Source organism: Roseburia sp. CLA-AA-H209, from assembly GCF_020687575.1.
GTDB classification, from domain to species: domain Bacteria; phylum Bacillota; class Clostridia; order Lachnospirales; family Lachnospiraceae; genus Roseburia_C; species Roseburia_C amylophila.
Map to the genome: position 1 here is coordinate 1 of NZ_JAJEQU010000025.1, position 22,205 is coordinate 22,205.

Annotated in this window: 23 protein-coding genes; 1 reads left to right on the top strand and 22 read right to left on the bottom strand. The window is 39.5% G+C overall.

From position 1 onward, the window contains the following. Positions 1 to 157 precede the first annotated feature (157 nt). The 15 genes from LKD41_RS14670 to LKD41_RS14740 form a co-directional block, all read right to left on the bottom strand. A complete protein-coding gene (locus LKD41_RS14670; protein ID WP_227701586.1) occupies positions 158 to 1,795 on the bottom strand; it encodes a recombinase family protein in 1,638 nt (545 codons plus the stop codon). A gap of 70 nt (positions 1,796 to 1,865) precedes the next feature. After that, positions 1,866 to 2,228, bottom strand: a complete 363-nt coding sequence (locus LKD41_RS14675) for a hypothetical protein (RefSeq protein WP_227701587.1) — start codon at positions 2,226 to 2,228, stop codon at positions 1,866 to 1,868. 892 nt (positions 2,229 to 3,120) lie between these two features. Continuing rightward, entirely contained in the window at positions 3,121 to 6,303 is a 3,183-nt protein-coding gene (locus LKD41_RS14680) for a type I restriction endonuclease subunit R (RefSeq protein WP_227701588.1), read from the bottom strand. An 18-nt stretch (positions 6,304 to 6,321) separates the two neighbouring features. Continuing rightward, positions 6,322 to 7,944: a DUF4435 domain-containing protein gene (locus LKD41_RS14685; protein ID WP_227701589.1), complete on the bottom strand. Its 1,623-nt coding sequence runs from the start codon at positions 7,942 to 7,944 to the stop codon at positions 6,322 to 6,324. A 2-nt stretch (positions 7,945 to 7,946) separates the two neighbouring features. Then, a complete protein-coding gene (locus LKD41_RS14690) occupies positions 7,947 to 9,146 on the bottom strand; it encodes a restriction endonuclease subunit S (protein ID WP_227701590.1) in 1,200 nt (399 codons plus the stop codon). 20 nt (positions 9,147 to 9,166) lie between these two features. Beyond that, complete coding sequence (locus LKD41_RS14695) at positions 9,167 to 9,670, bottom strand: hypothetical protein (protein WP_227701591.1); 504 nt, start codon at positions 9,668 to 9,670, stop codon at positions 9,167 to 9,169. After that, positions 9,667 to 11,415, bottom strand: coding sequence for a type I restriction-modification system subunit M (locus tag LKD41_RS14700; RefSeq protein ID WP_227701592.1), 1,749 nt, complete (start codon positions 11,413 to 11,415; stop codon positions 9,667 to 9,669). Before LKD41_RS14700 ends, LKD41_RS14695 begins: the two co-directional genes overlap by 4 nt. After that, positions 11,408 to 11,626 (bottom strand): helix-turn-helix domain-containing protein, encoded by a 219-nt coding sequence (locus tag LKD41_RS14705; protein WP_227701593.1) that lies wholly within the window; start codon positions 11,624 to 11,626, stop codon positions 11,408 to 11,410. The genes LKD41_RS14700 and LKD41_RS14705 overlap by 8 nt, the downstream gene beginning before the upstream one ends. A 413-nt stretch (positions 11,627 to 12,039) precedes the next feature. Beyond that, complete coding sequence (locus LKD41_RS14710) at positions 12,040 to 12,303, bottom strand: DUF6809 family protein (protein ID WP_227701594.1); 264 nt, start codon at positions 12,301 to 12,303, stop codon at positions 12,040 to 12,042. Continuing rightward, positions 12,300 to 12,662, bottom strand: a complete 363-nt coding sequence (locus LKD41_RS14715) for a TnpV protein (RefSeq protein WP_227701595.1) — start codon at positions 12,660 to 12,662, stop codon at positions 12,300 to 12,302. The genes LKD41_RS14710 and LKD41_RS14715 overlap by 4 nt, the downstream gene beginning before the upstream one ends. A gap of 259 nt (positions 12,663 to 12,921) precedes the next feature. Next, positions 12,922 to 13,194, bottom strand: coding sequence for a Fur family transcriptional regulator (locus LKD41_RS14720; protein WP_022242381.1), 273 nt, complete (start codon positions 13,192 to 13,194; stop codon positions 12,922 to 12,924). An 18-nt stretch (positions 13,195 to 13,212) separates the two neighbouring features. Beyond that, positions 13,213 to 13,350 carry a FeoB-associated Cys-rich membrane protein gene (locus LKD41_RS14725; RefSeq protein ID WP_227701596.1) on the bottom strand — a complete coding sequence of 46 codons (138 nt, stop codon included), beginning with the start codon at positions 13,348 to 13,350 and terminating at the stop codon, positions 13,213 to 13,215. Between the two features lie 28 nt (positions 13,351 to 13,378). After that, positions 13,379 to 15,544 (bottom strand): ferrous iron transport protein B, encoded by a 2,166-nt coding sequence (gene feoB / locus LKD41_RS14730; protein WP_227701597.1) that lies wholly within the window; start codon positions 15,542 to 15,544, stop codon positions 13,379 to 13,381. A 161-nt stretch (positions 15,545 to 15,705) separates the two neighbouring features. After that, complete coding sequence (locus tag LKD41_RS14735; protein ID WP_022242378.1) at positions 15,706 to 15,927, bottom strand: FeoA family protein; 222 nt, start codon at positions 15,925 to 15,927, stop codon at positions 15,706 to 15,708. Positions 15,928 to 15,946: 19 nt separating this feature from the next. Next, positions 15,947 to 16,159 carry a FeoA family protein gene (locus tag LKD41_RS14740; RefSeq protein ID WP_117699278.1) on the bottom strand — a complete coding sequence of 71 codons (213 nt, stop codon included), beginning with the start codon at positions 16,157 to 16,159 and terminating at the stop codon, positions 15,947 to 15,949. A gap of 220 nt (positions 16,160 to 16,379) precedes the next feature. On the opposite strand from LKD41_RS14740, the gene LKD41_RS14745 reads away from it, so the two are divergent. Next, positions 16,380 to 16,742, top strand: a complete 363-nt coding sequence (locus LKD41_RS14745; RefSeq protein WP_117842058.1) for a metal-dependent transcriptional regulator — start codon at positions 16,380 to 16,382, stop codon at positions 16,740 to 16,742. Between the two features lie 2 nt (positions 16,743 to 16,744). Here the strand turns inward: LKD41_RS14745 and LKD41_RS14750 are convergent, their stop codons facing one another. From LKD41_RS14750 to LKD41_RS14780, 7 genes are all read right to left on the bottom strand, one after another. Further along, positions 16,745 to 17,419 carry a YoaK family protein gene (locus tag LKD41_RS14750; RefSeq protein WP_117842059.1) on the bottom strand — a complete coding sequence of 225 codons (675 nt, stop codon included), beginning with the start codon at positions 17,417 to 17,419 and terminating at the stop codon, positions 16,745 to 16,747. Between the two features lie 67 nt (positions 17,420 to 17,486). Further along, positions 17,487 to 17,756 (bottom strand): type II toxin-antitoxin system antitoxin SocA domain-containing protein, encoded by a 270-nt coding sequence (locus LKD41_RS14755; RefSeq protein ID WP_117842060.1) that lies wholly within the window; start codon positions 17,754 to 17,756, stop codon positions 17,487 to 17,489. 383 nt (positions 17,757 to 18,139) lie between these two features. Beyond that, the gene (locus LKD41_RS14760) at positions 18,140 to 18,331 is read right to left on the bottom strand and encodes a hypothetical protein (protein ID WP_158580644.1); all 192 of its coding nucleotides are present in this window, start codon (positions 18,329 to 18,331) and stop codon (positions 18,140 to 18,142) included. Positions 18,332 to 18,684: 353 nt separating this feature from the next. Continuing rightward, complete coding sequence (locus LKD41_RS14765; protein WP_199535090.1) at positions 18,685 to 19,263, bottom strand: hypothetical protein; 579 nt, start codon at positions 19,261 to 19,263, stop codon at positions 18,685 to 18,687. Positions 19,264 to 19,287: 24 nt separating this feature from the next. Beyond that, the gene (locus LKD41_RS14770) at positions 19,288 to 19,539 is read right to left on the bottom strand and encodes a DUF6572 domain-containing protein (protein ID WP_331470939.1); all 252 of its coding nucleotides are present in this window, start codon (positions 19,537 to 19,539) and stop codon (positions 19,288 to 19,290) included. 1,275 nt (positions 19,540 to 20,814) lie between these two features. Next, positions 20,815 to 21,522, bottom strand: a complete 708-nt coding sequence (locus tag LKD41_RS14775; RefSeq protein ID WP_117901594.1) for a PoNi-like cognate immunity protein — start codon at positions 21,520 to 21,522, stop codon at positions 20,815 to 20,817. A gap of 11 nt (positions 21,523 to 21,533) precedes the next feature. Beyond that, on the bottom strand, positions 21,534 to 22,205 hold a 672-nt coding region (locus LKD41_RS14780), incomplete at its 5' end, for a hypothetical protein (protein ID WP_331470938.1).

Consider the following 22,205-nt stretch of genomic DNA (forward strand, 5'->3'; position numbering starts at 1 on the left):
CTTATACGCCGCAGTGCGCATCCTCGCGGAGCGTTTTTTACTTTACAGGAAAGCAATTTCCTGTAAAGTAAAAAAAAAGCCCGGATTCGGGCGGTGCCCGTAAAACAGGAAAAAATTAAAAGTCCCGATTTTCGGGGAGAGTACGGCGTGACTTCGGTCACGCCGTTTCTCTTTGCATCAATAAGTTTAGCGGAATAAATCCTGCACCATCGTAGTAAATTTCGATTTTCTGCTGACGTTTTCCGGAAGACTTGTCCGGCGCACCTACATAGATGGCACTGACCATATCTCGCAGCGCATCAGGAGTCAGAGAATTCAGATCCTGATAGTGTTTTGCTTTCTGAATAAATTTCTCCAATCGCTCATTCTGACGCTCCTGTTCTTCGATATTCTTCTGAAACTCTACAGCGTCCATTCTGAGCTTTTTCTGTTCCGCTTCATAGTTGCCACTCATCATAGAAAAACGCTCATCAGACAGTTTCCCTTTGGCATTGTCCTCATAAATCTTCACGAACAGTCTGTCCAACTCAGCAATACGTTTTTCAGCCTGTGTTAGCTGCTTTCTCCATGCCTGTATCTTTTCATCACTTTCTATTTTTAGCTGTTCCTGCACAACTGCACGGAAGTGATCTTCATAGTGGAGAATATAGCTGATGACAGTTTCCATGTGCATCCACACCATATCCTCCAAAACGACTGCACGGATGTAGTGGGATTTGCATTTTTCATCGTTCTTACGATGGGTGGAACACACGAAGAAATCCTGTCGCTTCTCAAAATTGTTAGCTGTGCAGTAATACAGCTTCTCACCACAATCGGCACAATACGCCATACCGGAGAACAGGCTTGTTTTTCCTGTCTTGGATCTGCGTTGGCGATTCTGACGCAACACCTGAACCTTCTCGAATATATCCTCTGGAATGATCGCTTCGTGAGTATCATAGAAAACAGAGTGATTTTCTACCGGATTGTCACGCTTTTTCTTGTCCCAAATGGAATTGGTAAAGGTCTTGAAGTTGACGATACAGCCTGTATATTCTCTGCGTTCCAGAATCTTTCTCACTGTGGTCTGATGCCATTTGCTTGGATTCTCCGGTGTCGCCTGTGGAGTATTTAAGCCCTGTTTCTGCTTATAAGCTGTTGGAGTAAGTACCTTGTCCTTGGTCAACTGCGTTGCAATCTGGCTCGGCCCACGTCCCTCCATTGCCATCTTGAAGATATACTTTACAACGATAGCTGCTTCTTCATCAACGAGCCAACGGGTAGGATCATCCGGATTTTTCATATATCCGTAAGGAACATTGGTTGTAAGTGGAATACCACGGGAACCTTTGGATTTATTGACGGCTCTGATTTTGCGACTGGTATCACGGGCATAAAACTCATTGATCCAGTTCTTGATGCCTGCCATATCAATCCCCATGCCATTCTGATCGCTGGTATCGAAATTATCACTGATGGCAATATAACGGACACCGTGTTTCGGGAATGTGATGTTGGTGTACAGGCCAGTCATAGCAGAGTTTCTGCCAAGTCTGGAAAGGTCTTTGGTGATACAAACTGCCACATTGCCGGATTCAATTTCATCCAGCATTTTCTGAAAACCAGGGCGGTCAAAGGTAGTGCCACTGTAGCCATCGTCTACGAAAAAAGTCGGATTCGGAAAGCGATTATCCTTGGCATATTGGAGCAGGATATTTTTCTGATTCACAATGGAGTTGCTATCGCCAGCCAGTGCATCCTCCTGAGAAAGTCTGCAATATAAAGCGGTAATTTTGTCTGTTGCCCTTAACATTTCTGTTTCCTCCTTCATAGGGACAACTGACAGTTCTTGGTTAGTCAAGGATATTGTATCAAAGGTTTTATTATTTGTCATCGATGTCGTCCTCCATGGCTCTGCGCATTCTGTCAACGGTCATTCGTTCCAGTTTACGGAGCAAATCAGTTTTCCCTTCGTAATATCCGGTGACGGTATAGACTGTCCCCCCAATTTCCCTTTGGAGCGTGATCTGCGGTATCCAGTATGCAGAGATATTGCCTGCATGGATATTTCCGTTGGCATCCATCTTTGCAGCAGCACTTTTCTGAATTTCTGGCGAACGTACACATTTAGTGTAAGGGTCTGGCTCAGAAAGCAGTGAGCAATCAGCATCCGAAACCTGTTCAATCTGGTTGAGCCATTCCTTGTAATCTTCGTGCTTTACATTAAAATTAAATTCGTTGGTCATTTATTTCCTCCTTCGTGTGTTGCCTGTTTACTTCCGCCCAAGTTGGGCAGAAGTTAAAACAAAAAAGCCGTCACATAGGCATCAAGAAACAAGTACAAGAACACTTGCACTTATCTGATGGTTCTATGTAACAGCCAACGTGAAGAAGGACTCGTCCCTTCACAAATATGTCGGACTTCAAATCGGGTAATCCCGCAAAACTATAAAATCAATCTCGAACCAATATTCAATTTTCTGCGTTTATTCTACTGGATAATTGTAGAAAAAACAAGTATGTCGAGGAGTGCCGGAAAAACATTTTTCACTTCGACGCAAGTTGCACAGAAGTTATTTTTTATCATGTTACTTCTGGACAAATTGGCCAGAAGTTGCACTCTCGGAAACGCTCAGAATGAGCGAGCAGCCATCATCGAAAGATGATGTTCGAAGGGGATTGGGGATGTTGCCCCAACAAGCACTTTTTGCAAAAGCACCGAAAGGTGATTTTGCGAAAATGAGTGAACCTGTACAGGTTTACACTGCTTGCCAATTTGTGAAGGGTCAAAATATGGCTCTAATTTATTTCCAATTTGGGAATAATTCCACTATGCCACCTGTGGCCAATTCGTCCACAAGCCGAAATACTCTTTTCCCATATTTGAACTTGTGCCCAACTTGAGTACAAGTGAAATTAAGAGTTCTCACGATCGGACCTGTTTCCAAATTGGGAACAAGTCAAAGAGCAGGAACCGTACCTCTCGCCAATTTGGCGAGAAGTTATTTTTATTCCCGACGAGTTGTCGGGAAGCTGTATGGTAACTTCAGACCGACTTGGTCCAAAGAAATATTGTATCGTTGCAGAAAAATGACTTCGTCCCAAATTGAGACGAAGTCATTTCATATAGTTTTTATACTATGCTACCCAGTTATAACCGGTCATTGCCTGATCAACGATATGATCAAATACAAGCGTACTCTTTCTCGAGAAAATTTCTCTGTCGTAGCTTTCTGGCAAAAACTTATTCAGGATATAGACAATCTCACTCTTCACTCGTTCCTTCGGCTGCGGATCGTTTTGCCATCCAACAATGAACAACTCTTTTCGCTTCTCTGTAAGTGTGTTAAAAAGTTCCTTCGCTGCCAACTTAACACGCTTTTCCTCATCCGCAGTAAGATGCTCTTTTCGCAGAAGGTCAAACAATTCCAACTCAGCTTCCGACAAATCTTCCTTGATATGTCGTTCTTCCTCTGCACGAAGTTCTTCCATCAACTTCAGAAGCTTCTCATAAAAATCATCATTTTGAGAGCCGCCGGCATTATACTCATCAATGATATTTCTGAAACGCTCTGCAAACTTTATGCGGGTTGTATTACGTCGCAACATCTTTTGAAGCTTTTCTTCAATATGCTTACGCAGATTAACGATTTCAAGGTTTTTGTTCTTCAGCTTTTTGAATTGAGATCTGAGTTCATCAATATCCAGCTTAGACAGATCAAGTTCTTTTCCCGCTTCTGTGATGGTATATTTTCTCGCATCAGCGGCAGTAATAACACTCTGATCTAACAGTTCGTTGATTCTGGCTTGTGCTGCTTCAATCTTTTCCGGACGGATTTTGCCATCAATGATTCCCTTCAAATAGAGGATGGCATCTTTGTATGAAGGCTCAAAATCCATCTTGAAAATATCCGGTCGTAGGGATTCGTACAGACCATCAACGGTATTTGCCATTACAGCAAACTCATTTTTCACATCATCATTACCAACAATGGTATTTGCATAATCCTCAAACAGAGACAAATTCTTGAATGTATCGCCATCTTCAACAACCTTATTTAGATCTACGCCATGACTCATGCAGAAAGTTTTGGTCAGGTCGATTGCTTCGTGCAGCTGCCCCAAAAGCTTGTCCACGTCTTTTACTGGCATTAAGCCACCGTCATCAGACGCATAATCAGCCAGAGCACGTTTCAGATACTTGAGCACATCTAAATAGTCGATGATTAAACCACATTCCTTGCCGTTATATACACGGTTGGCACGGGCAATGGTCTGCATCAGCGTATGACCTTTCATCGGCTTATCCAAATACAAGGTAGAGACAGACGGTGCATCAAATCCTGTTAGCCACATAGCGCAGACAAAAACCAATTGTAACGGATTGTTCGGGTCTTTGAAGTTATCCTCGATGTCAAAACCATTTTCATCAACCTTGTTCATACGGTCACGATGCGGTTTTATGGACAATCCTTCTGCTGCAAATTTAGCTTCTTCGTCGGCATCTTCACTGATGACAACAGCCATTTCCACTTTGCGCATATAGTCCACAAGATCTTTCAGACGGAGTTTCTCAGCAGCATCCTTGGTTTTGGTGATCTGCGCATTTAACTTTTTAATTTCTTCTTTCCAGTAGTAGCTTACTTTATCGTACATCTTCACGGCAGTAAACTTGTCTACAGAAATAACCATGCCCTTTCCTCGGAAACCGCGGCGAGGGAAATGGTAAACTATGTGCTGAGCAATGGCATCCAGACGATCATCACGCTTGATGACTTCCAGTTCCTTTGCATAGTGATTTTCCAGACGGCGCTGTTCTGCATCCGTCAGGTTTTCTTCTTCCAAAATTTCCGCAAAATCAGAATCAAGGAAATCGTTCTGCAACTCTACTTCAGGTACACGCTTCACATAGTAGAGCGGTACGGTAGCGTTATCCTTGATGGATTCTGCGAAATTGTATTCGCTGACATAATCACCAAACCACGCATTGGTCAGTCGCTTTGCTCCAAGCAGAGGTGTCCCTGTAAATGCCAGGAACTGTGCGTTCGGCAAGCCGGTGCGCATATTCTCTGCCAAATCTTTGTACTGAGTACGGTGAGCCTCGTCAACGATAACAATAATATCGTCACGCTCAGACAAAACAGGATATTTCTTTCCCTTGTCATATCTGAACTTATGAATCAGTGTAAACAGAATAGATTTGTTGGTTTTCAGTTCTTCACGCAACTGCTTGCTGTTGGCAGGCTGTACCTTGTCCTTATCGGTAATAAATTCGGTACGCAAGAAGTTCTTATAAATCTGCGTATCCAGATCTTCACGGTCAGTAACGATAAGGAAGGTAAAATTGCCAGTACATTTATGCTTAATCTTTCGGGCAAGCATAACCATGGAATAGCTCTTACCGCTACCTTGGGTATGCCAGAACACACCCAGCTTACCCTTCAATTCCTCACGACGCAGGAAAGCATTGTAGGCATTGTTCACGCCAAAGAACTGATGATTCTTTGCAATGATCTTTGTTCTGCGGCGATCGTAAAGAATGAAGTTTTCTATGTAATCCAGCAGATTTTTCGGTTCACAAAGACCGGCAATAAAATACTCCAAACTGGTACAGTTCTCTCGGATGGCTTTTCTGTCCGGGTTTTCCTTTTCGTTCTCCACCTTCAGCCATTCAAAGAAAAACTCATACCCTGCGGCAAAGTTTCCCAGACGAGTTTCCATACCATTAGACAGAACACAAATCTGGTTGTAGTTGAATAGATACGGTATATCCTTCAGATAATTCTTCAGATTGATGTCATAGGCATTCTTCACCGGGATATTGCTGTTTTTCAGTTCAATGAAAACCAGCGGAAATCCATTGATGAAGATAATCAGATCCGGTCTGCGCCAATGCGTTTCTCCTTTGATCCACATTTGAGAAGCTACCGTAAATGTATTGCTCAAAGCATCGTTATAGGACAACAGACGGAGGATATTAGAGGTTTTCTTACCGTTTTCGTTATATTCTACAGTGATACCGTTACGGATCTTCTGATAGTTCTGGTAATTGGTCAACATTAAATCTCCAGAAACAGGAGTATGACACAGCTCGTCCACCACCGTGCGAACGGTCTGTTCCGGAATATCTGGATTGATCCGGCATAAGCTCTCGAACATCACATCCGGCAGAACAACTTGCTTCTTATCTTTACGTCCGGTTCCGTCAGGAAGTGTGTCCGGTTCTTCTGTCATACAGTTCAGAACATTATAGTCATGCCGCTCCTGCAAAGCCTTAATGGCGGCTTGCTCAATCATATCTTCCGTTATGATTTTCGGCATAGAATCACCTCCAGTTTTTTAGGGGAGCTCAGGCGTATATTTACCCAAAGCTTCCAAAATGGCTTCTTTTTCACTACGCTTACTGCGTAGCAGATTTAATACCCTTTGTGGATAGTCACGACCTTTGATGCCAAATTTTTCTCCAACCTTCTTTGACATATCCTTAAAATTGAACACTGCAAGAATCTTTTCAGTTGTATCTGCCCCATCAAAAATCGCCTGTTTCTCAGTAAGGAATGTCGAAATATTCTGCTCCGAATATTTCAGGTCAATCTTATCCTTAATTTCTTTAGGCGTCAGTTTCTGTTTTCCCAATTCAAACAATGACAACTGATGTTTCATTTCTTGCGCCAAAGCGAGTGCAACTTGATTATCTTTATTTTGGGAGAACAGATTGCCAATAAAATCTTTTGCTTGTTGTGCTGCTCCAGGATCACACGCCAATGCGGTCTCCATAATATCAAGCAGTTCTGGCACCACGAATAAATTCTCCACTTCGGCAACATCAAGACAATAAATCCCATCACCACGTAATGCTGATATTTCATCTTCTGTTCTGAAATCTCGATCTACAATTCCATATACATTTATTGCATTTAATTTTTCATATGTGCGTTTTGCTTTTACCAATCGAATTACCTCTTGGCAACCACCGCACGGAATAACATGATATCCTTTGTCTTTGTAAATTTCTTGATAAAGATAATGATCGTAACTGTTCTTAGTTCCCTCCACAAAAAGCACTTTTTGGCGAGTACCTATTATTTCATACAACAAATCTTCTGGAATGTCCTCGTAGTCAGCGCTATCCAGGAACTCATATTCCCAATCAGTCCCACTGTAACTCTTAACCCAAAGTATTTTAGCCTCGTTTCTGGACAAGGCAAAATTTAGGTCATGAGTAATGTACATAAATACACAGTCATTTCGTTCGGACTCCAGTCGTGTCCATAATTTATCAACGATAGATTTATGGATATGAAGTTCAGGTTCATCAACAATAAGCAATGTGTTTGGGCGCTGTACCAAGACCTGACAAATCATGTACAGCATGACACGTTCTCCATCGCTCATTTCTTTGCCATGGTACCTTTGGCTTTCATAATTTACGTGAACGCCATTTCCTGTCAGATCAATCTTTCTATGAGGAAGCAATTCGTTCCATATATCAGTTGCTTTCTCAACAACAGTCGTAATTGGCTCAGGACGTGTTGAGTTTTCTTTTATTGCCTGCTTATCTCGTTGATGTGCTAACTGTAATTCTTTATTTTCCTCAGAAAACAGAAGTGATAATGCTTTGTTGAAATCATCTAACAGAAATGTAGCGGGATTTGAACCAAAACGATTTCCAGATTTAGTAGCATATTGATTAACATCCCCTATAAAGAAACTGCGCACGGAACTCTCATGATCTAAAATTGAAATACTTTCTTGGATAGATAATGATTTTTGGGCAGAAATTCTATGTATCAGCACAGACTCTTGGACATTCCAATTATTAAAAGTTAGATCGTTCAATTCTTCAATTTTAATGCTAAATCTTGTTTTTCCAGCACCATTAGCTCCTAATAATACAACTGGTTTTCCTGCTTCAAATTCATACTCCTCACTGTGAGGAAATTTTATCTTTAGTGTTCCCATACTTACACCTCCAGTTTGCCGCTCATCAGGCGAGGTAACAGCATATCACGCTGCGCTGCCAGATTCTGATTTTGGTACATAAGAGATTTAATCCCATCGAATAGTGGCTTTACCTTGTTATGGTATGCCAAAATCAAATCTTCTCCGGGGTCGACTACCTTGAGCTTTTCAAATTTGCCTTTGCTAAGATTAGTCATCGTTGCGCCAGTAGCGCCGAATAATTCAATAGTTTCCTTTAGGGATTTGCAAGTGTGGTATAGCCATTCCAGTTCGTTCGGATTGTTCAAAATAATCGAATTAATCTGCTGATTTGTATGGGCTGGTCTTGCATTGATGGATACAACACCTGCCGTACCAATACAGCTAACCATAATGGAATTAGCTGGAAGTAATTTTTTAGGTTGTGTGCTATGTCCTCGTTCAGAAAGCATGTCTTCAGTCTGAATTATAAACATGTTACCATGCATATCGGGAGTCTTGACAAACATCATTTCCTCACCATAGTTTTCGGCAATCTCCGTAGATGGTGTTTTTCCGGTTTCTGTTCGCCCATAATCAGCTAATCGCTTAATTATCCAGCTTTTTGGGAATCCATCCTGAAACTGAACATTTTCATACCCTGGGAAGCGAAAGCGGACAAACCATTCCTTGTATAGTTCTTGCGCTGTTTGCTCCAACAGCGCAATTCTACGGTTGTTTGCGTCAATCAGCTCGTCATAAGCAGATAAAACATCTGCGATACGTTCCTGTGTAGGAAGATCCGGCAGATTGAGTTTTAATCGCTGAATAAACCTTTTGTCCGCACGCTGTCTGCCACTTGCGCCAGTCATGCTGTTGATTGCCGGCAACACAACTGCATCACTGGAAGTAAGATAATAGGTGAATCGTGCATCAGCCTTCTTCTTTTTTGCTCTGAAAACATAGAACTCCGTTGAGCCAAATGCAGCATCACCCTCAATGGCTACTTTGGCAATCTTTCTATTTTCCAAGCAAGGTGTGATGCGGGAAAAAACAGTATCGCCATCACAAAACTTACTGCTACTTTGTCCGTCATAAACTTTTACTTCTTCGTTCGTCACCGAACAACGAGTGGGTGATACTTTATCAATATCAATAAAAGGGTAAGATTCTCCCTTTTTCAGCTTTACAGGCGGATTTACATCAATAATGTCTTCCAATCTTTTTTCTTCCCATTTACTCATTTTTCTCCGCCTCCTTTCCGTTATTTAACCAATCTGAGCAGGAAAGAAAAACGCCAAAGTAACTGGCTTTCTTCGGCGCAATGTTCTGCCCAAATAATCATATATTCAATGTTTTTTATTGCGTTCTCGTCTATACACTGTTTAAGAACACCATAGTTTTTGCGCACAAGCATATCATTGAAAACGCCACTATCTAACTGCTTATCAATCTGGTCTTTGGCAATATCTTTCCAAGCTTCATCGTTATATTCGCAGGCTTTCAACGCAATAGATGCAGTATTCTTCAGTGCAAGAAATTCGTCTGCTTTTATATCATTCAGGTTTGACAGAATAATAAAGGTAAGAATCTGATAGAAACCATAGAATAATCCAATTCGCTCTAAAACATCCAGTCCGGATTCAAACTCCCACAAAACGCTGCTACACCAAGTCAATCCGCCAACGATAACAGTAATCTCAAGGAATAACAAAAAAATCTGCCATATTGTTTTAGATCGAATATGTTTCTTCTTTATTTGGCTCATTGGAACAACTCCTGTAAATTGGTTGCAATTTTGCTTTCCAAGCCATGCGCTTCTTCGTTCAGTTTGGAAAGAGCCGTGTAATATGCCATCATTCGCTCCTTGAACTCTTCCTGCGTTAAGCCGTCATCCTCGATCGCAACGCCAACATAACGACCGGGGTTCAAAGAAAAGTCCTGATCACCGATACTGTCATCCTCATAGCCAACAACATTTCCTTTGTCATCATAAATCTTGCCGATTGTTGCTGCCTTGCACAGGCCGACAACATCTCTGTATTTTCCTTCCGGGAAGCGTTCTGTCAGCCAGTCAATATTATACCGCCAGTAGCTCTTAGGCATAATATCTTCATCATCAGACACTTCCGGTGCTTCTTCCAGTTTTACACAGTAATCAGCCAACAGTGCTTCAAAGTCTTCTGACTTGCCTTCATAAAGTCTGGTAATAATACCAAGGTTCCGAATCTGCTCATCGGAAAATTTACGGTGCGCACGGTCAATTTGAGTGAAAATATTTCTGGCATCAATAAACAGAATTTCTTCCTTCTTTACTTTCGCCTTATCAAAGAACCATAGAGTAGCAGGCAGCGTAACAGAGGTAAACATATTGGACGGCAGAGTTACCATCTGACTGATAATGCCGCTTTCAATCAGCTTTATACGAATATCCTTTTCGCTGTTGCCTGCGTCAGATGCAGAGTTTGCCATAACCAGAGCAGCACGACCAGTATTATTCAACGCAGTTGCAAACTGATTGATCCATAGGTAGTTGCCGTTAGGAACGGTTTCCTTGGCATCTTTCTTTTTGTTTTTGGTTTTATTCTGAGGCACGCCGTAGGTATTAAAACGAGGCTGATCCTTAACCTGATCCAGCTCTACGCCATCCACATTGAAAGGCGGATTAGCCATAACATAGTCGAAATTACCAAAGCTATCATAAGGATCACGATAATAGGAGTTTGCGTGGGTAATGGTGCCACGGACATTGTTAAGGACAAGGTTCATCTTTGCCAGTCGAACGGTTGCGCCCGTCTTTTCTACGCCATAAGCACGCAGGTTCATCTGCTTGCCCTGCGCTTTGTGCTTTTCAATATAATGGGCGGTCTGAACAAACATACCACCACTACCGCAAGCTGGGTCGAGAATCCTACCCTCAGTAGGCGCAAGAACTTCAACCATATAACGGACAACGGATGCAGGTGTGAAGAACTCACCACCGCCCTGACCTTCAGCCAGCGCAAATTCACCCAGGAAGTATTCGTAAATCTCACCGAATATGTCAAGCTCTACATCCGCAGGAATATCCTTAAAGTTCTTCAAGAGCTTTGCCAATACGAGCGGATCATCTTCGCTGTTAACGCTGTAATAAATATCCTTTGGAAGAGTATCTTCCAATTCAGCGGTGTATTTTTCAACCGCTTCCATAGCTTCTTTAATCTTCTTGGCAAGATCTTCACTTTCCGGCAAATTCAACAGCCAATCATATCTGGCTTCTTCCGGCAAATAAAAACCGCATTTTTCAATAGCAATTTCGTGGATAGGGCGCTCCATACGAGTACCTTTGGTAGAATTAAACTCTGCCTTGATCTCAGGCTCGAACTTGCTATATTTTACATCTGCAAATCGCAGGAAAATCAAGCCGAGAATAGGCTCGGCGTATTCCGTGGACTTCAAGCCAGAATTAGCACGCAGCTGATCGGCAGTCGTCCATAATGTATCTTTTAAGTTTTTCAACTGTTTATTAGTCATTTGCATTCTCCTCCGACACATATTGCATTAAATCACCGTAATCGCAGTTCAACACGTCACAAATCCTGCCAAGGATTGCAAGATTGACCGGTTCATCTCTGCGAAGCTTTGTCATTGTATTGGGAGCAATATCTGCCGCTTTTCGTAAATCTGCTTTACTCATTTTCTTATCGACAAGCAGTTTCCACATTCGGTTATATGAAATAGCCATGCGTCTACCTCCTGTTTCTGCTTTCACGCTTACTGTGTATAATAGTAGCAAATCTTGTCGCAATTTTCAAGATACATTCGCAACTATATGCGATATGAACTTTGTTTTTTGATTATTAATAAATGGTCATTTACCGTTAATTCTCTTCCGGAACGGTATTATTACATTGTGATTTTCACAGTTCTTGAATTGTCAAAAACACAATTCAAGGGTTGTGAATCCACAGAGTAAAGGCTGACCCAATAGGCCAGCCTTCATTGCAATTCATAGGTTTGGTTGTAACTCAGTTCAGGAACAACCTCTGCTATTTGCGTATTGATTGGAACAGCGGACAGGAGACGCTGCATTTTGATAGATACAAAATGCCGCCCGAAGGATCGCTCCTACGGGTGGCATCAAATCGTCTATGTTCTTTATTCTTCCATGACTTCCAACATCATTCTGGCACCCAGCTTAAAGCTGTTCTGGAATATCAGGCACTCCGTAATGGTTTGATGTTCTCGGACACAATCCGTGTATTTCTCGAACAATGTTTTCTGTTCGTCCGTCATAGCCACTCGGAGTTTTTCTTCATTCCGGCAAATCAGTTCCTGTAATTTCTTATACTCTTTACAGGAAGAAGTACCGTAGTCGGTAGGCTCAATATTGCCGTACCAAAATTCTTCGAGAATTTTCATACGATGTCCTCCTCATAGACCAGTTCCCGGAGAACGCTTTCTTCCGCCTGTGCTTTCAAACTATTCATATGTGCTACCCATACAAGCTGCTGTGTTGCTTTGTCTGGAGCAGGATTATTCGCCAACAACTCCTCCATCAGCAACTCCATTCGCTTTACACAGGTCTGCTGTACTTCCCACAGATGCAGAAACAGCGTTTCGTTCAAGATCATATCGTTGAAAAGTATCGGTTTATTCTGTTCAAGGAATATTCTACGCATCCTGCCATATTTGCCAAGGGACTGTGTCTCCGTGTGTGCCAATCTGATGTCAGGGAAATAGTAATCACCGCATTGGGTATAAGTTAAGTTCTGAGCCATAATCGCACCTCCAATCAATCTGCTGTTTTCATTTAGATTGTACTGGATGGAACAGGAAAAGGGAAGTTTGTCGCATACACAAATGAGCGATACCTGGTCATTCAAACCAAGTATCGCTCATTTTCTTTTTTGCTAACCTCGACTGCCAGATGCCATAATCATTGAAAATTTGTTGCTTCCTGTATTATGGGCACCCAGCATTGCTCCGGGCTTTTCTTATACATTGTCTACATTGTTTAAAATTTTTCGGATACGAGGGCTATGCTTCTTCTTCCTTGTCATCCAGATTTACTACGATTATATTTTTTCTTGTAACCGCGCCAATTTCCTCCAGTGCATTGAGCATACGGTATACCGTTGCTGTTCCAATGCTTTTGTCCTTCTTGGACGCTCTGTAATAAATTTCCTTACAACTGGAGCAGTTATCTTCTAAGATAATATCCAAAAGAATACGACGCTGCTTTGTCATCCGGCATCCCCGGTCTTTCAGCATCTTGATTATCTTGTCTCTGGTCTGTGTCGTCTGCGTCATGCCTGCCTCCAATCTAGATTAATGGCAATGTCCATCACAGTGCTTGCAATTCACACCACACTGCAGTGATTTTCCTGCCTTTTTGTCTTTTACCATGCTTCGAATTATAAGTGCAACGACTGCTACAACTACAGCTCCAACAATAACTGTACCCATCGTAATCACTCCTTTCTGTTATGGCGGATTATTTTGCTTTTACTGTTACATTTAATGTCTGGCTTTCCTTATAAGGACGGAACAGAAGATAAATGAATCCGATGATTAAAAGGAATGCGACTACTGTTCCAATACCAAATGTTCCTGCTGTAATTAATGTTCCAATCTGGAAGATACATAAGGATACAACATATGCAAGGATACACTGATATCCGATTGCGAACCAGAACCATTTTGTATTGTTCATCTCACGTTTGATTGCACCCATAGCTGCGAAACATGGTGCACACAGTAAGTTGAATACTAAGTAAGAATATGCTGCAAGTGCAGTCATGCTGCTTGCCAGATTACCCCAGATTTCTGCTCCGTCTTCTGCAACTTCTGCAAATCCGAATAACTGTCCGATTGTTCCTACTACGTTCTCTTTTGCGATTAATCCGGTAATCGCTGCAACTGTCATCTTCCAGTTACCCCATCCAAGAGGTGCGAAGATCCAGGCAACTGCATTACCAATCTTAGCTAAGATACATTCTGCCTGAGCAGCTTCCAGAGCGGTTCCCTCCAGTCCGTCAAAGCTTAACATTCCGAAGCTTCCGTCTGTCCATCCAAAGTTCATTAAGAACCAGACTACGATAGTTGATAAGAGGATGATGGTACCAGCCTTCTTAATAAAGGACCAGCCTCTCTCCCACATGCTTCTTAATACGTTTCCAACTGTTGGCCAGTGATATGCCGGTAACTCCATAACGAATGGTGCCGGATCTCCAGCGAACATCTTTGTTTTCTTTAAGATAATACCGGAGCAGATGATTGCTGCGATACCAACGAAATATGCACTTGGTGCAACCCATGAAGCTCCATCAAACAATGCACCTGCGATCAATGCGATGATTGGAAGTTTTGCTCCACATGGGATAAATGTTGTTGTCATGATTGTCATCTTACGGTCTCTGTCATTTTCAATGGTTCTTGATGCCATAACTCCAGGAACACCACAACCACTACCGATTAACATCGGGATAAATGATTTTCCGGAAAGACCGAATTTACGGAAGATACGGTCCATGATAAATGCAACACGGGCCATATAACCGCAGGACTCTAAGAATGCTAAAAAGATAAATAATACCAGCATCTGCGGTACGAATCCGAGAACCGCACCAACACCGGAGATAATACCATCTACGATAAGACCTGTCAGCCAGTCTGCACATCCGATATTTTCAAAGAAGTTCTGTGCTGCCGGGATAATCCACTCACCAAAGAGAGTATCATTGGTCCAGTCTGTTAAAATGGAACCTACTGTTGTTACAGATACATAATATACAACCCACATAACTACTGCGAAGATTGGCAGTGCCAGCCAGCGGTTTGTTACGATACGGTCAATCTTATCGGAAGTAGAAAGTGCTTTCTTGCCATTCTTGGTAATACACTCACCAATAATGCTTGAAATATATACATATCTTTCATTTGTGATAATACTTTCGGTATCATCATCAAATGCATCTTCCATTTCTTTGATTTCTGCAGATACATCTGCTTTCTGTTTCATCTGCTCTGCAATCTTATCATCTTTCTCAAGAAGTTTGATTGCGAAGAAACGTTTCTGTTCTTCCGGAATGTCACTTCCTAATTTTTCTTCTGCTTTGCGGATGATGTCCTCCGCTTCTTTCGAGAACTCATGTACCGGAGCTGCTGCTTTCTGTTTTGCTGCTTCGATTGCTTTCTCTGCTGCTGCTGTAATTCCGGTTCCCTTTAATGCAGAAATTTCAACAACTTCGCATCCTAATTTCTTAGAAAGCTTGTCGATATGTATCTGGTCTCCGGATTTCTTTACCAAGTCCATCATGTTTACAGCCATGATAACCGGAATTCCCAGTTCCATTAACTGTGTAGAAAGATAAAGGTTTCTCTCGATGTTAGTTCCATCTACAATATTTAAGATTGCATCCGGCCGATCGTTAATCAGATAATTTCTTGCAACGACTTCTTCCAGTGTATATGGTGATAAGGAATAGATACCTGGTAAGTCCATGATTGTTACATCCTTATGACCTTTTAACTTTCCTTCTTTTTTCTCTACAGTTACGCCTGGCCAGTTACCTACGAACTGGTTAGAACCTGTCAGAGCATTAAATAATGTAGTTTTTCCACTGTTGGGATTTCCTGCTAATGCAATTTTAATCGCCATCTTTTTTACTCCTCTTTTCTTCTTTCTTTTATCATTTTTGAATTTCCTGCATAGAGCCTTTCTATGCTGTTAGTCCGATATTTCTTTTGTTAGTCGAACTGTTTCAATGTTAGCTTATCATTCCTTATGTTAGTATTTACTAACCTATGTGCAAAAAAAATTTACTCTACTTCAATCATTTCTGCATCTGCTTTACGAAGAGAAAGCTCATAGCCACGAACTGTCACCTCTACCGGATCACCCAGTGGAGCAACCTTTCTTACATAAACGTCCACGCCCTTGGTAATTCCCATGTCCATGATACGTCTCTTTACCGGTCCCTCTCCGGACAGCTTTTTCACCTTTACGGTCTGACCGCAGGCTACTTCTTTTAATGTCTTCATAATTTCCTCCTTCTGGCTGTTACACCATAATCTTATTTGCCATGTCTTTTCCAATTGCTACTCTGGATTCTTTGACATTTACAATCATATTTCCATTTACCTCAGATACTACTGTTACTGTACCACCAGCAACAAAGCCAAGGTTCTCAAGAAATCTTCTTGTTTCTTCTTTACCGCCGACCTTCTTAATTACGTTCGGCTCTCCTTCTTTTACCATAGATAAAGGCATCATACTCTCCTCTTTTCTATTGTGCTATTGTTAATTTTTTCTCATTTCATTGGTTAGTATATTCTAACTACCATTAGTTGTCAAGAACGTTTTTGAGAAATTTTTATCATTAAGAAACATTTTTTAGATTCACTTTATGATTTGATATGTTCGGCTTAATATGTTATACTTACCTAAATTCATGTATTATTATAGAAAAAAACTCTAATGGAGGTGTTGTTATATGGCAACAAATGAATCAGCAGAAAATTATCTTGAGACTATTCTTATGCTGAGCAAAAAGCTTCCTGTGGTTCGTTCTGTAGATATTGCCAATGAACTTGGCTTTAAGAAATCCAGTGTCAGCATTGCAATGAAGAATTTAAGAGAAAAGAATCATATTACGGTAACCGATTCCGGCTTCATCTATCTTACCGACTCCGGTCGTGAAATTGCAGAAATGATTTATGAACGTCATGAATTTCTTTCTACCTGGTTAGTAAGTCTTGGTGTGCCAAAGGAAATCGCAACAGAAGATGCATGCAAAATGGAACATGTTATCAGTAAAGAAAGCTTTACCGCAATCAAAAAAGCTTTGAAGCAGTAATACTACTGCTCCAAAGCTTTTTCTTTGTCTACAAACATCATAATGAATGCCATGAACAACACGGCTGCACATATCAGAATTGCCTTTTCTGCCAGTAATTTCACAAAAGCATTTCCAATAATCGCCCCTATTATAAACATCAGGATAATGCCATAATACAGCATTCCCTTAAATGCGGATTCTTTATTCTTCGTATAATGATAGTCACACCAGTTCTGTGTCCCGCTTCTTAAGTTTCCGATGCACATCGTGGTTGCAATTCCGTTTCCATGAATCTTCCGGAAGCTCTCCACCTGTATGCCACATGCCAGTGAAGTCAGACTGTTGGCTGCCAGATTCATGCTCTGTGGAAAAAAGCATACCACAAATAGTACCAGTGCTTCACACAATACAGAAAGCTGCCGCCAGTGAAACAGGCTCTTATCTTTTGCGTGCATCCGCACCACATCTGCCAATGCTATTCCGATTGCAAAAGCCAGCACCGGGAACAGATAATGCAATGCCATTCCCCAGTTTCTCTCCGATAAATTGATTCCGAGCAATAACATATTTCCCGTCTGCGCATTAGCAAATACTCCATCCCTGCACATATAGGAATATGCATCCATAAATCCTCCAGCCAACGCCAGCACGATTCCAAGTTCTATTGATTCCGACATCTGTCTGGAACGCCTCATAATTATCATCCTCTCATCCTTGGTTTTCTTCTTATTATACTATGGGTGTCAAGGGGTGGGATTCAAACTATATCTTTAACGTAGCCATAATATACGAAACTATTTTTTCTTCTGTATTCAGTTGCTTATCCACAAAATATTTTTTTAAAGATGTTTCATCTATTACTTCATTCCCCGGCTCATCATCTTTATATGCAATTCTTTTTTCAATCCAGGGGGCTTGCGAATGACTGATTAATTCAAGTGTTTTTGGTGAATAAACTCCAAATGTTTTAATTACTAAATCTATTGCTTTTATTTCATCAGCAGTAAGCTTCGATAACATGCATGCATTCATGCCTGACACTCCTCTAATAATAATCTCTTTCCATTTAACGCATAATTAACGCCATTCGAAAATGCTAATAATTTTTCTAATGCAAGAGGGGGAACCTCCCCCAAATTTGTAATAATATAATTAAATAAATGGATAGACTCCTTATTTCCAGCACAAAAAAGAGTATCTGTATTCACCATTTTGGTTTAACAAATACTCTCTCTATCAAAATATTTTTTAATTCCGGTGTGCTATTTCATCATACCATTTCATAAACACTTCCTCTTTATCAGTAGCATATATAAATGTTTTATTCTTGTATTGACTTACAACAATGGAAAACAGTTTACAATATCTTTGGGGATCAAGAGGATTGTCCATTTTTCCGTGCCAACTTTCCAGAATTATTCCTCTTTACTTTTTTCTAACTGATACCATTCTTCTAAAACATCATATGCGGTCTTCTTTTTATCATTGCTAAATATTATGTCATATTTATAATCTGCATTTAATCTATTAGCTGCAACATCATATACCAGTTTAATCTGCGTTGGCATTTCCTTTTGATGTTCCTGACATACCTTTTTGAGAGCCACGATATCATCATTAATAATATTAACTGCTTGCGATTGTCTAGGTATCGAAACATCGTATTCTTTTTGCCCCTCTACTATAACATCATTTAGCCGATTCTTCTTTACAATTTTACCATTAACTTAAAAAAAGAAACCACTTGATAGCATACCTTTTTCGCAAGAACAATAAATATAAATCCTCTCTGCTCTTTTTTCCACATATTACAGGCATATTGCCACCATATCCGCCTGTATTTCTGAAAAATAATCTTCAAACACTTTTTTCATTGCTTTTCCTCCCTTATATTTAAATATTTTAAAATCCTAATTAGTAATAATCTACACTGTAACAAAAGTTGCGAAAATTAAATATTCTACACTTCTAATAAAAGCCATTCAAAAAAAGTTTTTCCTTCATTTTTATATTCCCCCTCATCCCCCTTTGCAATCGAATCTTGTGCTATTTCTATAGCTTCTTTCGTTTTTCCCATATGCAAATATGCTAAACACTCCAATATTTTATCGTCCACATCATTTTCTTCATGAATTATGTATTCATCAATATTATAATTCTGCATAAACTTATGACTATACTCATCTAATAACCCTACAAGGTATTCTGCTTGTTCATCATACTGATTTGTAAGCTCCATTTCACCCTTTTTCAATAATACGGACGGTGCCCTAAATGCTCCACATGCTCTTAAAGAATCACTATGCTTCGCATTATCTTCCATTTGCATGATTTTCCAGAAAATATTATCATAGTCATATTCTTTAATATACATCCGATATATCATTTTCTGAGAATTAACAATAAGAAAATCACAAAATATATATGCATTTTCCCGAGTTGTATAAATACTATTATCCCTTATTCTATACCCCTTTTTCTTTACAATTGTACGTATTGAACTAATTAACAATTTCTGTTGATTTTTATCAAGTTTCATAATTTATTCTCCTGAAATAGAATACTATATTTTAATGCCAAGCTCTGCGACTACATTTTGAACCGACTGTAAAAACTTCTCTGCATTCGATGTAATATTATACAAAAAATGAATTTCAATAATTCCATACTCTATATCATCCTCTTTGTATATCTCATTATACTGTTTTTCTTCAAGAAAAGATATATATGTATTAATTTTTTCTTGTAATGCTAACAAATGATGATATTCATCTTCTAAATATTTTAAACTTTCTTTATACAGATTTTTTCCAATTGCTTTTAATGGATTAAAATTTTTATGAACTGTATCTTTAAATAATTCATTCTATTTTCCAATTCAAATTCTAATAATCCATATTTTTTTAAGAAATATATATTTTTATCAGTTAATAAAAAACCTCTGCTTTTAAGAGTATCTATTACCTCACCAACATCAATTTGTCTTTCTGCTGACCATTGCATCTGCCTAAAATTTTACCACATATTTGCTATTTTCTCTACCTATCTCCACCATCATTTCCCACTATCGGCATACGGTACTCCGTACTGTTCTTTAACATCCCATAAATAACACCGATTAAACGTTGGGATATACAAATCAATGCTGGCTAGATTTACATTCTGCTTTACGTTTCTCATAATACGCTCGAAAAGCTGAATGTCTTGGTATACCCTTTGATGATACCTGTATCATCTGGATTGCCCTGTAACAGAAAAATAGGAAATGCACCATAGCCCATAGCAGCTACGGAACCTCTCCTATTATGTGTTTTTGTTTAGGTAGAATGAGAAATTTTCATCCCCATATTCCATCTGTTGCATACCATTGTAACATGGGTGTTTTAAAGCGTTAAGGAAAATATCAAAAAATTATTACTCTCACATAATTAAAATTATATTGTTTCATAATAATTTATTCTAAAATGAAATCATCAGGAAAAATAGGACATACTATCTCCTTACTTAACAACCCACATAAAAAGTCTTCCATACTCATTATCTCAACCGAAAAAATATAGGTTCATACCAGCAGTAATATCAATCTGCTTGGCAAGGTATCTCCTGAGTTTTCGCAGGAACAGCTTTACATCCAGAAAGGCTTGTTTCGTATTCCCACCTCGGCAAAATTTTACTAGCAACTCCAACATACGGGGACTTGTTCCGCAAATCTTTATAGAACATTTATTATCGCTTACTGGAACAAATTCCTTACACAAATCTTCCACGGTCTTACCCTTTAGATACTTTCTGGCTGGGTAATGCTCCCGGAAATATACTCTTCTGCCAAATCGATATCTTTTGTTATGTCCAAATCAGGAAATTTCTCCTTATATTTTATGGTTGCGACGTAGCATCTGGAAATATTGTATTCCAGTCCATTAGTTTCTAAAAACTCAATATTGGCTTGTCCATGCCCTCTACCCTTCGTTTTAGATATAGCACCTGTCTTTGGATTGGGGCAATACTCAGAATAATACCAACTATATTAATTATTTCACTATATGATTTACACAAAAGTTGAAACTGTCTTGTACAACCATAATAAATTTTATTTTTTATAGTGAACCAAGTCATAGGGATAATATGGTACATCCTTTAAGCTACTATCATCCAGATTTAGTATTTTAGCAATAGCACCTGCTTCAAAACTCCAATACCCATAATACACATTTTTGCTTGATTTATGACTATCATACCAAGCACATTCCCTATGTATTTCGTACCATTTTTCCTGTAAATACTCTTTCAATGCTTCACAAGCTATTATTTCATCATTATCCAAAATTTTTTTTAAGCATTCGTATACTTCAAATTCAAACTCAACTCCTTCTCTCTCCCAAGTAGAATCAATTTCTTTAATCAAGAAATTGACTAAATAGTCATCAAACTTTTCAGATATAAGCCTCTGCTCTAATTCAAATATGTCACTCCTATTAACTTTGAACAATACTCCCAATGAAAGCACTTTTACCAACTCAATATAGCCATATTTTCTGTCCCACATCTTGCTATAATAAAACAATAATTTTTTGTAACATTCTTCAATCGTTTCCAAATTTTCTCCTGAAGAATATAATAAATTGATTTCTTTTTCATAGGAATTAATTAAAATACTATATCCATTACGAGTACTTCTATCTAATTCTCCTTTTTCAAGAGCTGTTTTTTTTACGGCATCTTCGAACATTATTATATATTTTCTTTCCTTTTGGATTAAAGTGTTAAAATAATGTTCATCTTTCATTCTATCTCTCATTTTTCATTCTCCTATTGTTTGATTCCATCAATTAATTCTGTTATATCAATTCCACCATCTGATGAGACATGAACCAATGTAGAACCTACATTATCTGGATTTAAAATCATTTCCATTTTAATATCATTGGCAATCTCTTCACCAACAGCATTTTCTAATCTATCAATTATCCATTTATCACTCATCTGTGGAGTTCCATCAGCCAGTATTGACAACCTTGAGCTACCATACTTTGCCTCTCCAATTATGTATGGTGGATGACCATCTGGATTATAATATACTCCATCAATTCCATGATGCGTTGGAGTATTCAAATCGGTCACTCTATCGAGACTTATTCTCTCGTATCCTTGACTTTTAAAATACACATCCATCTTCATCTCACCATAATTACCTTTTTGAATGTTATTACTTAATGGAACATCTCCATTCTCTACCCCCTTTACAATATCGTATACAAAGTCTATACCACTCTCCCCTACATTTCCCAACTGCTGCGGTCTTTTTACGTTATTTACTACTTCCAGCTCTGCCTCACTGAGCGTTCCATATGTTGCTATTCCGGTTAATGAACCAACTACAAAGCCTGCCAGTGGACTGTTGGTTGCTTCTGTCATGCTCTTTTCCACATAACTGCTGGCTGCCACCGTCAGTCCCTGCTTTGCATACTCTGTTACTACTGC

Coding starts and splice junctions, on each gene's coding strand:
- LKD41_RS14720 (WP_022242381.1), bottom strand. CDS start 13,194: ATGACGCAGACGACACAGACCAGAGACAAGATAATCAAGATGCTGAAA.
- LKD41_RS14745 (WP_117842058.1), top strand. CDS start 16,380: ATGGCAACAAATGAATCAGCAGAAAATTATCTTGAGACTATTCTTATG.
- LKD41_RS14755 (WP_117842060.1), bottom strand. CDS start 17,756: ATGAATGCATGCATGTTATCGAAGCTTACTGCTGATGAAATAAAAGCA.
- LKD41_RS14700 (WP_227701592.1), bottom strand. CDS start 11,415: ATGACTAATAAACAGTTGAAAAACTTAAAAGATACATTATGGACGACT.
- LKD41_RS14715 (WP_227701595.1), bottom strand. CDS start 12,662: ATGGCTCAGAACTTAACTTATACCCAATGCGGTGATTACTATTTCCCT.
- LKD41_RS14705 (WP_227701593.1), bottom strand. CDS start 11,626: ATGGCTATTTCATATAACCGAATGTGGAAACTGCTTGTCGATAAGAAA.
- LKD41_RS14685 (WP_227701589.1), bottom strand. CDS start 7,944: ATGGGAACACTAAAGATAAAATTTCCTCACAGTGAGGAGTATGAATTT.
- LKD41_RS14675 (WP_227701587.1), bottom strand. CDS start 2,228: ATGACCAACGAATTTAATTTTAATGTAAAGCACGAAGATTACAAGGAA.
- LKD41_RS14695 (WP_227701591.1), bottom strand. CDS start 9,670: ATGAGCCAAATAAAGAAGAAACATATTCGATCTAAAACAATATGGCAG.
- LKD41_RS14775 (WP_117901594.1), bottom strand. CDS start 21,522: ATGAGAGATAGAATGAAAGATGAACATTATTTTAACACTTTAATCCAA.
- LKD41_RS14680 (WP_227701588.1), bottom strand. CDS start 6,303: ATGCCGAAAATCATAACGGAAGATATGATTGAGCAAGCCGCCATTAAG.
- feoB (WP_227701597.1), bottom strand. CDS start 15,544: ATGGCGATTAAAATTGCATTAGCAGGAAATCCCAACAGTGGAAAAACT.
- LKD41_RS14735 (WP_022242378.1), bottom strand. CDS start 15,927: ATGAAGACATTAAAAGAAGTAGCCTGCGGTCAGACCGTAAAGGTGAAA.
- LKD41_RS14710 (WP_227701594.1), bottom strand. CDS start 12,303: ATGAAAATTCTCGAAGAATTTTGGTACGGCAATATTGAGCCTACCGAC.
- LKD41_RS14765 (WP_199535090.1), bottom strand. CDS start 19,263: ATGAAACTTGATAAAAATCAACAGAAATTGTTAATTAGTTCAATACGT.
- LKD41_RS14670 (WP_227701586.1), bottom strand. CDS start 1,795: ATGTTAAGGGCAACAGACAAAATTACCGCTTTATATTGCAGACTTTCT.
- LKD41_RS14690 (WP_227701590.1), bottom strand. CDS start 9,146: ATGAGTAAATGGGAAGAAAAAAGATTGGAAGACATTATTGATGTAAAT.
- LKD41_RS14725 (WP_227701596.1), bottom strand. CDS start 13,350: ATGGGTACAGTTATTGTTGGAGCTGTAGTTGTAGCAGTCGTTGCACTT.
- LKD41_RS14750 (WP_117842059.1), bottom strand. CDS start 17,419: ATGAGGCGTTCCAGACAGATGTCGGAATCAATAGAACTTGGAATCGTG.
- LKD41_RS14740 (WP_117699278.1), bottom strand. CDS start 16,159: ATGATGCCTTTATCTATGGTAAAAGAAGGAGAGCCGAACGTAATTAAG.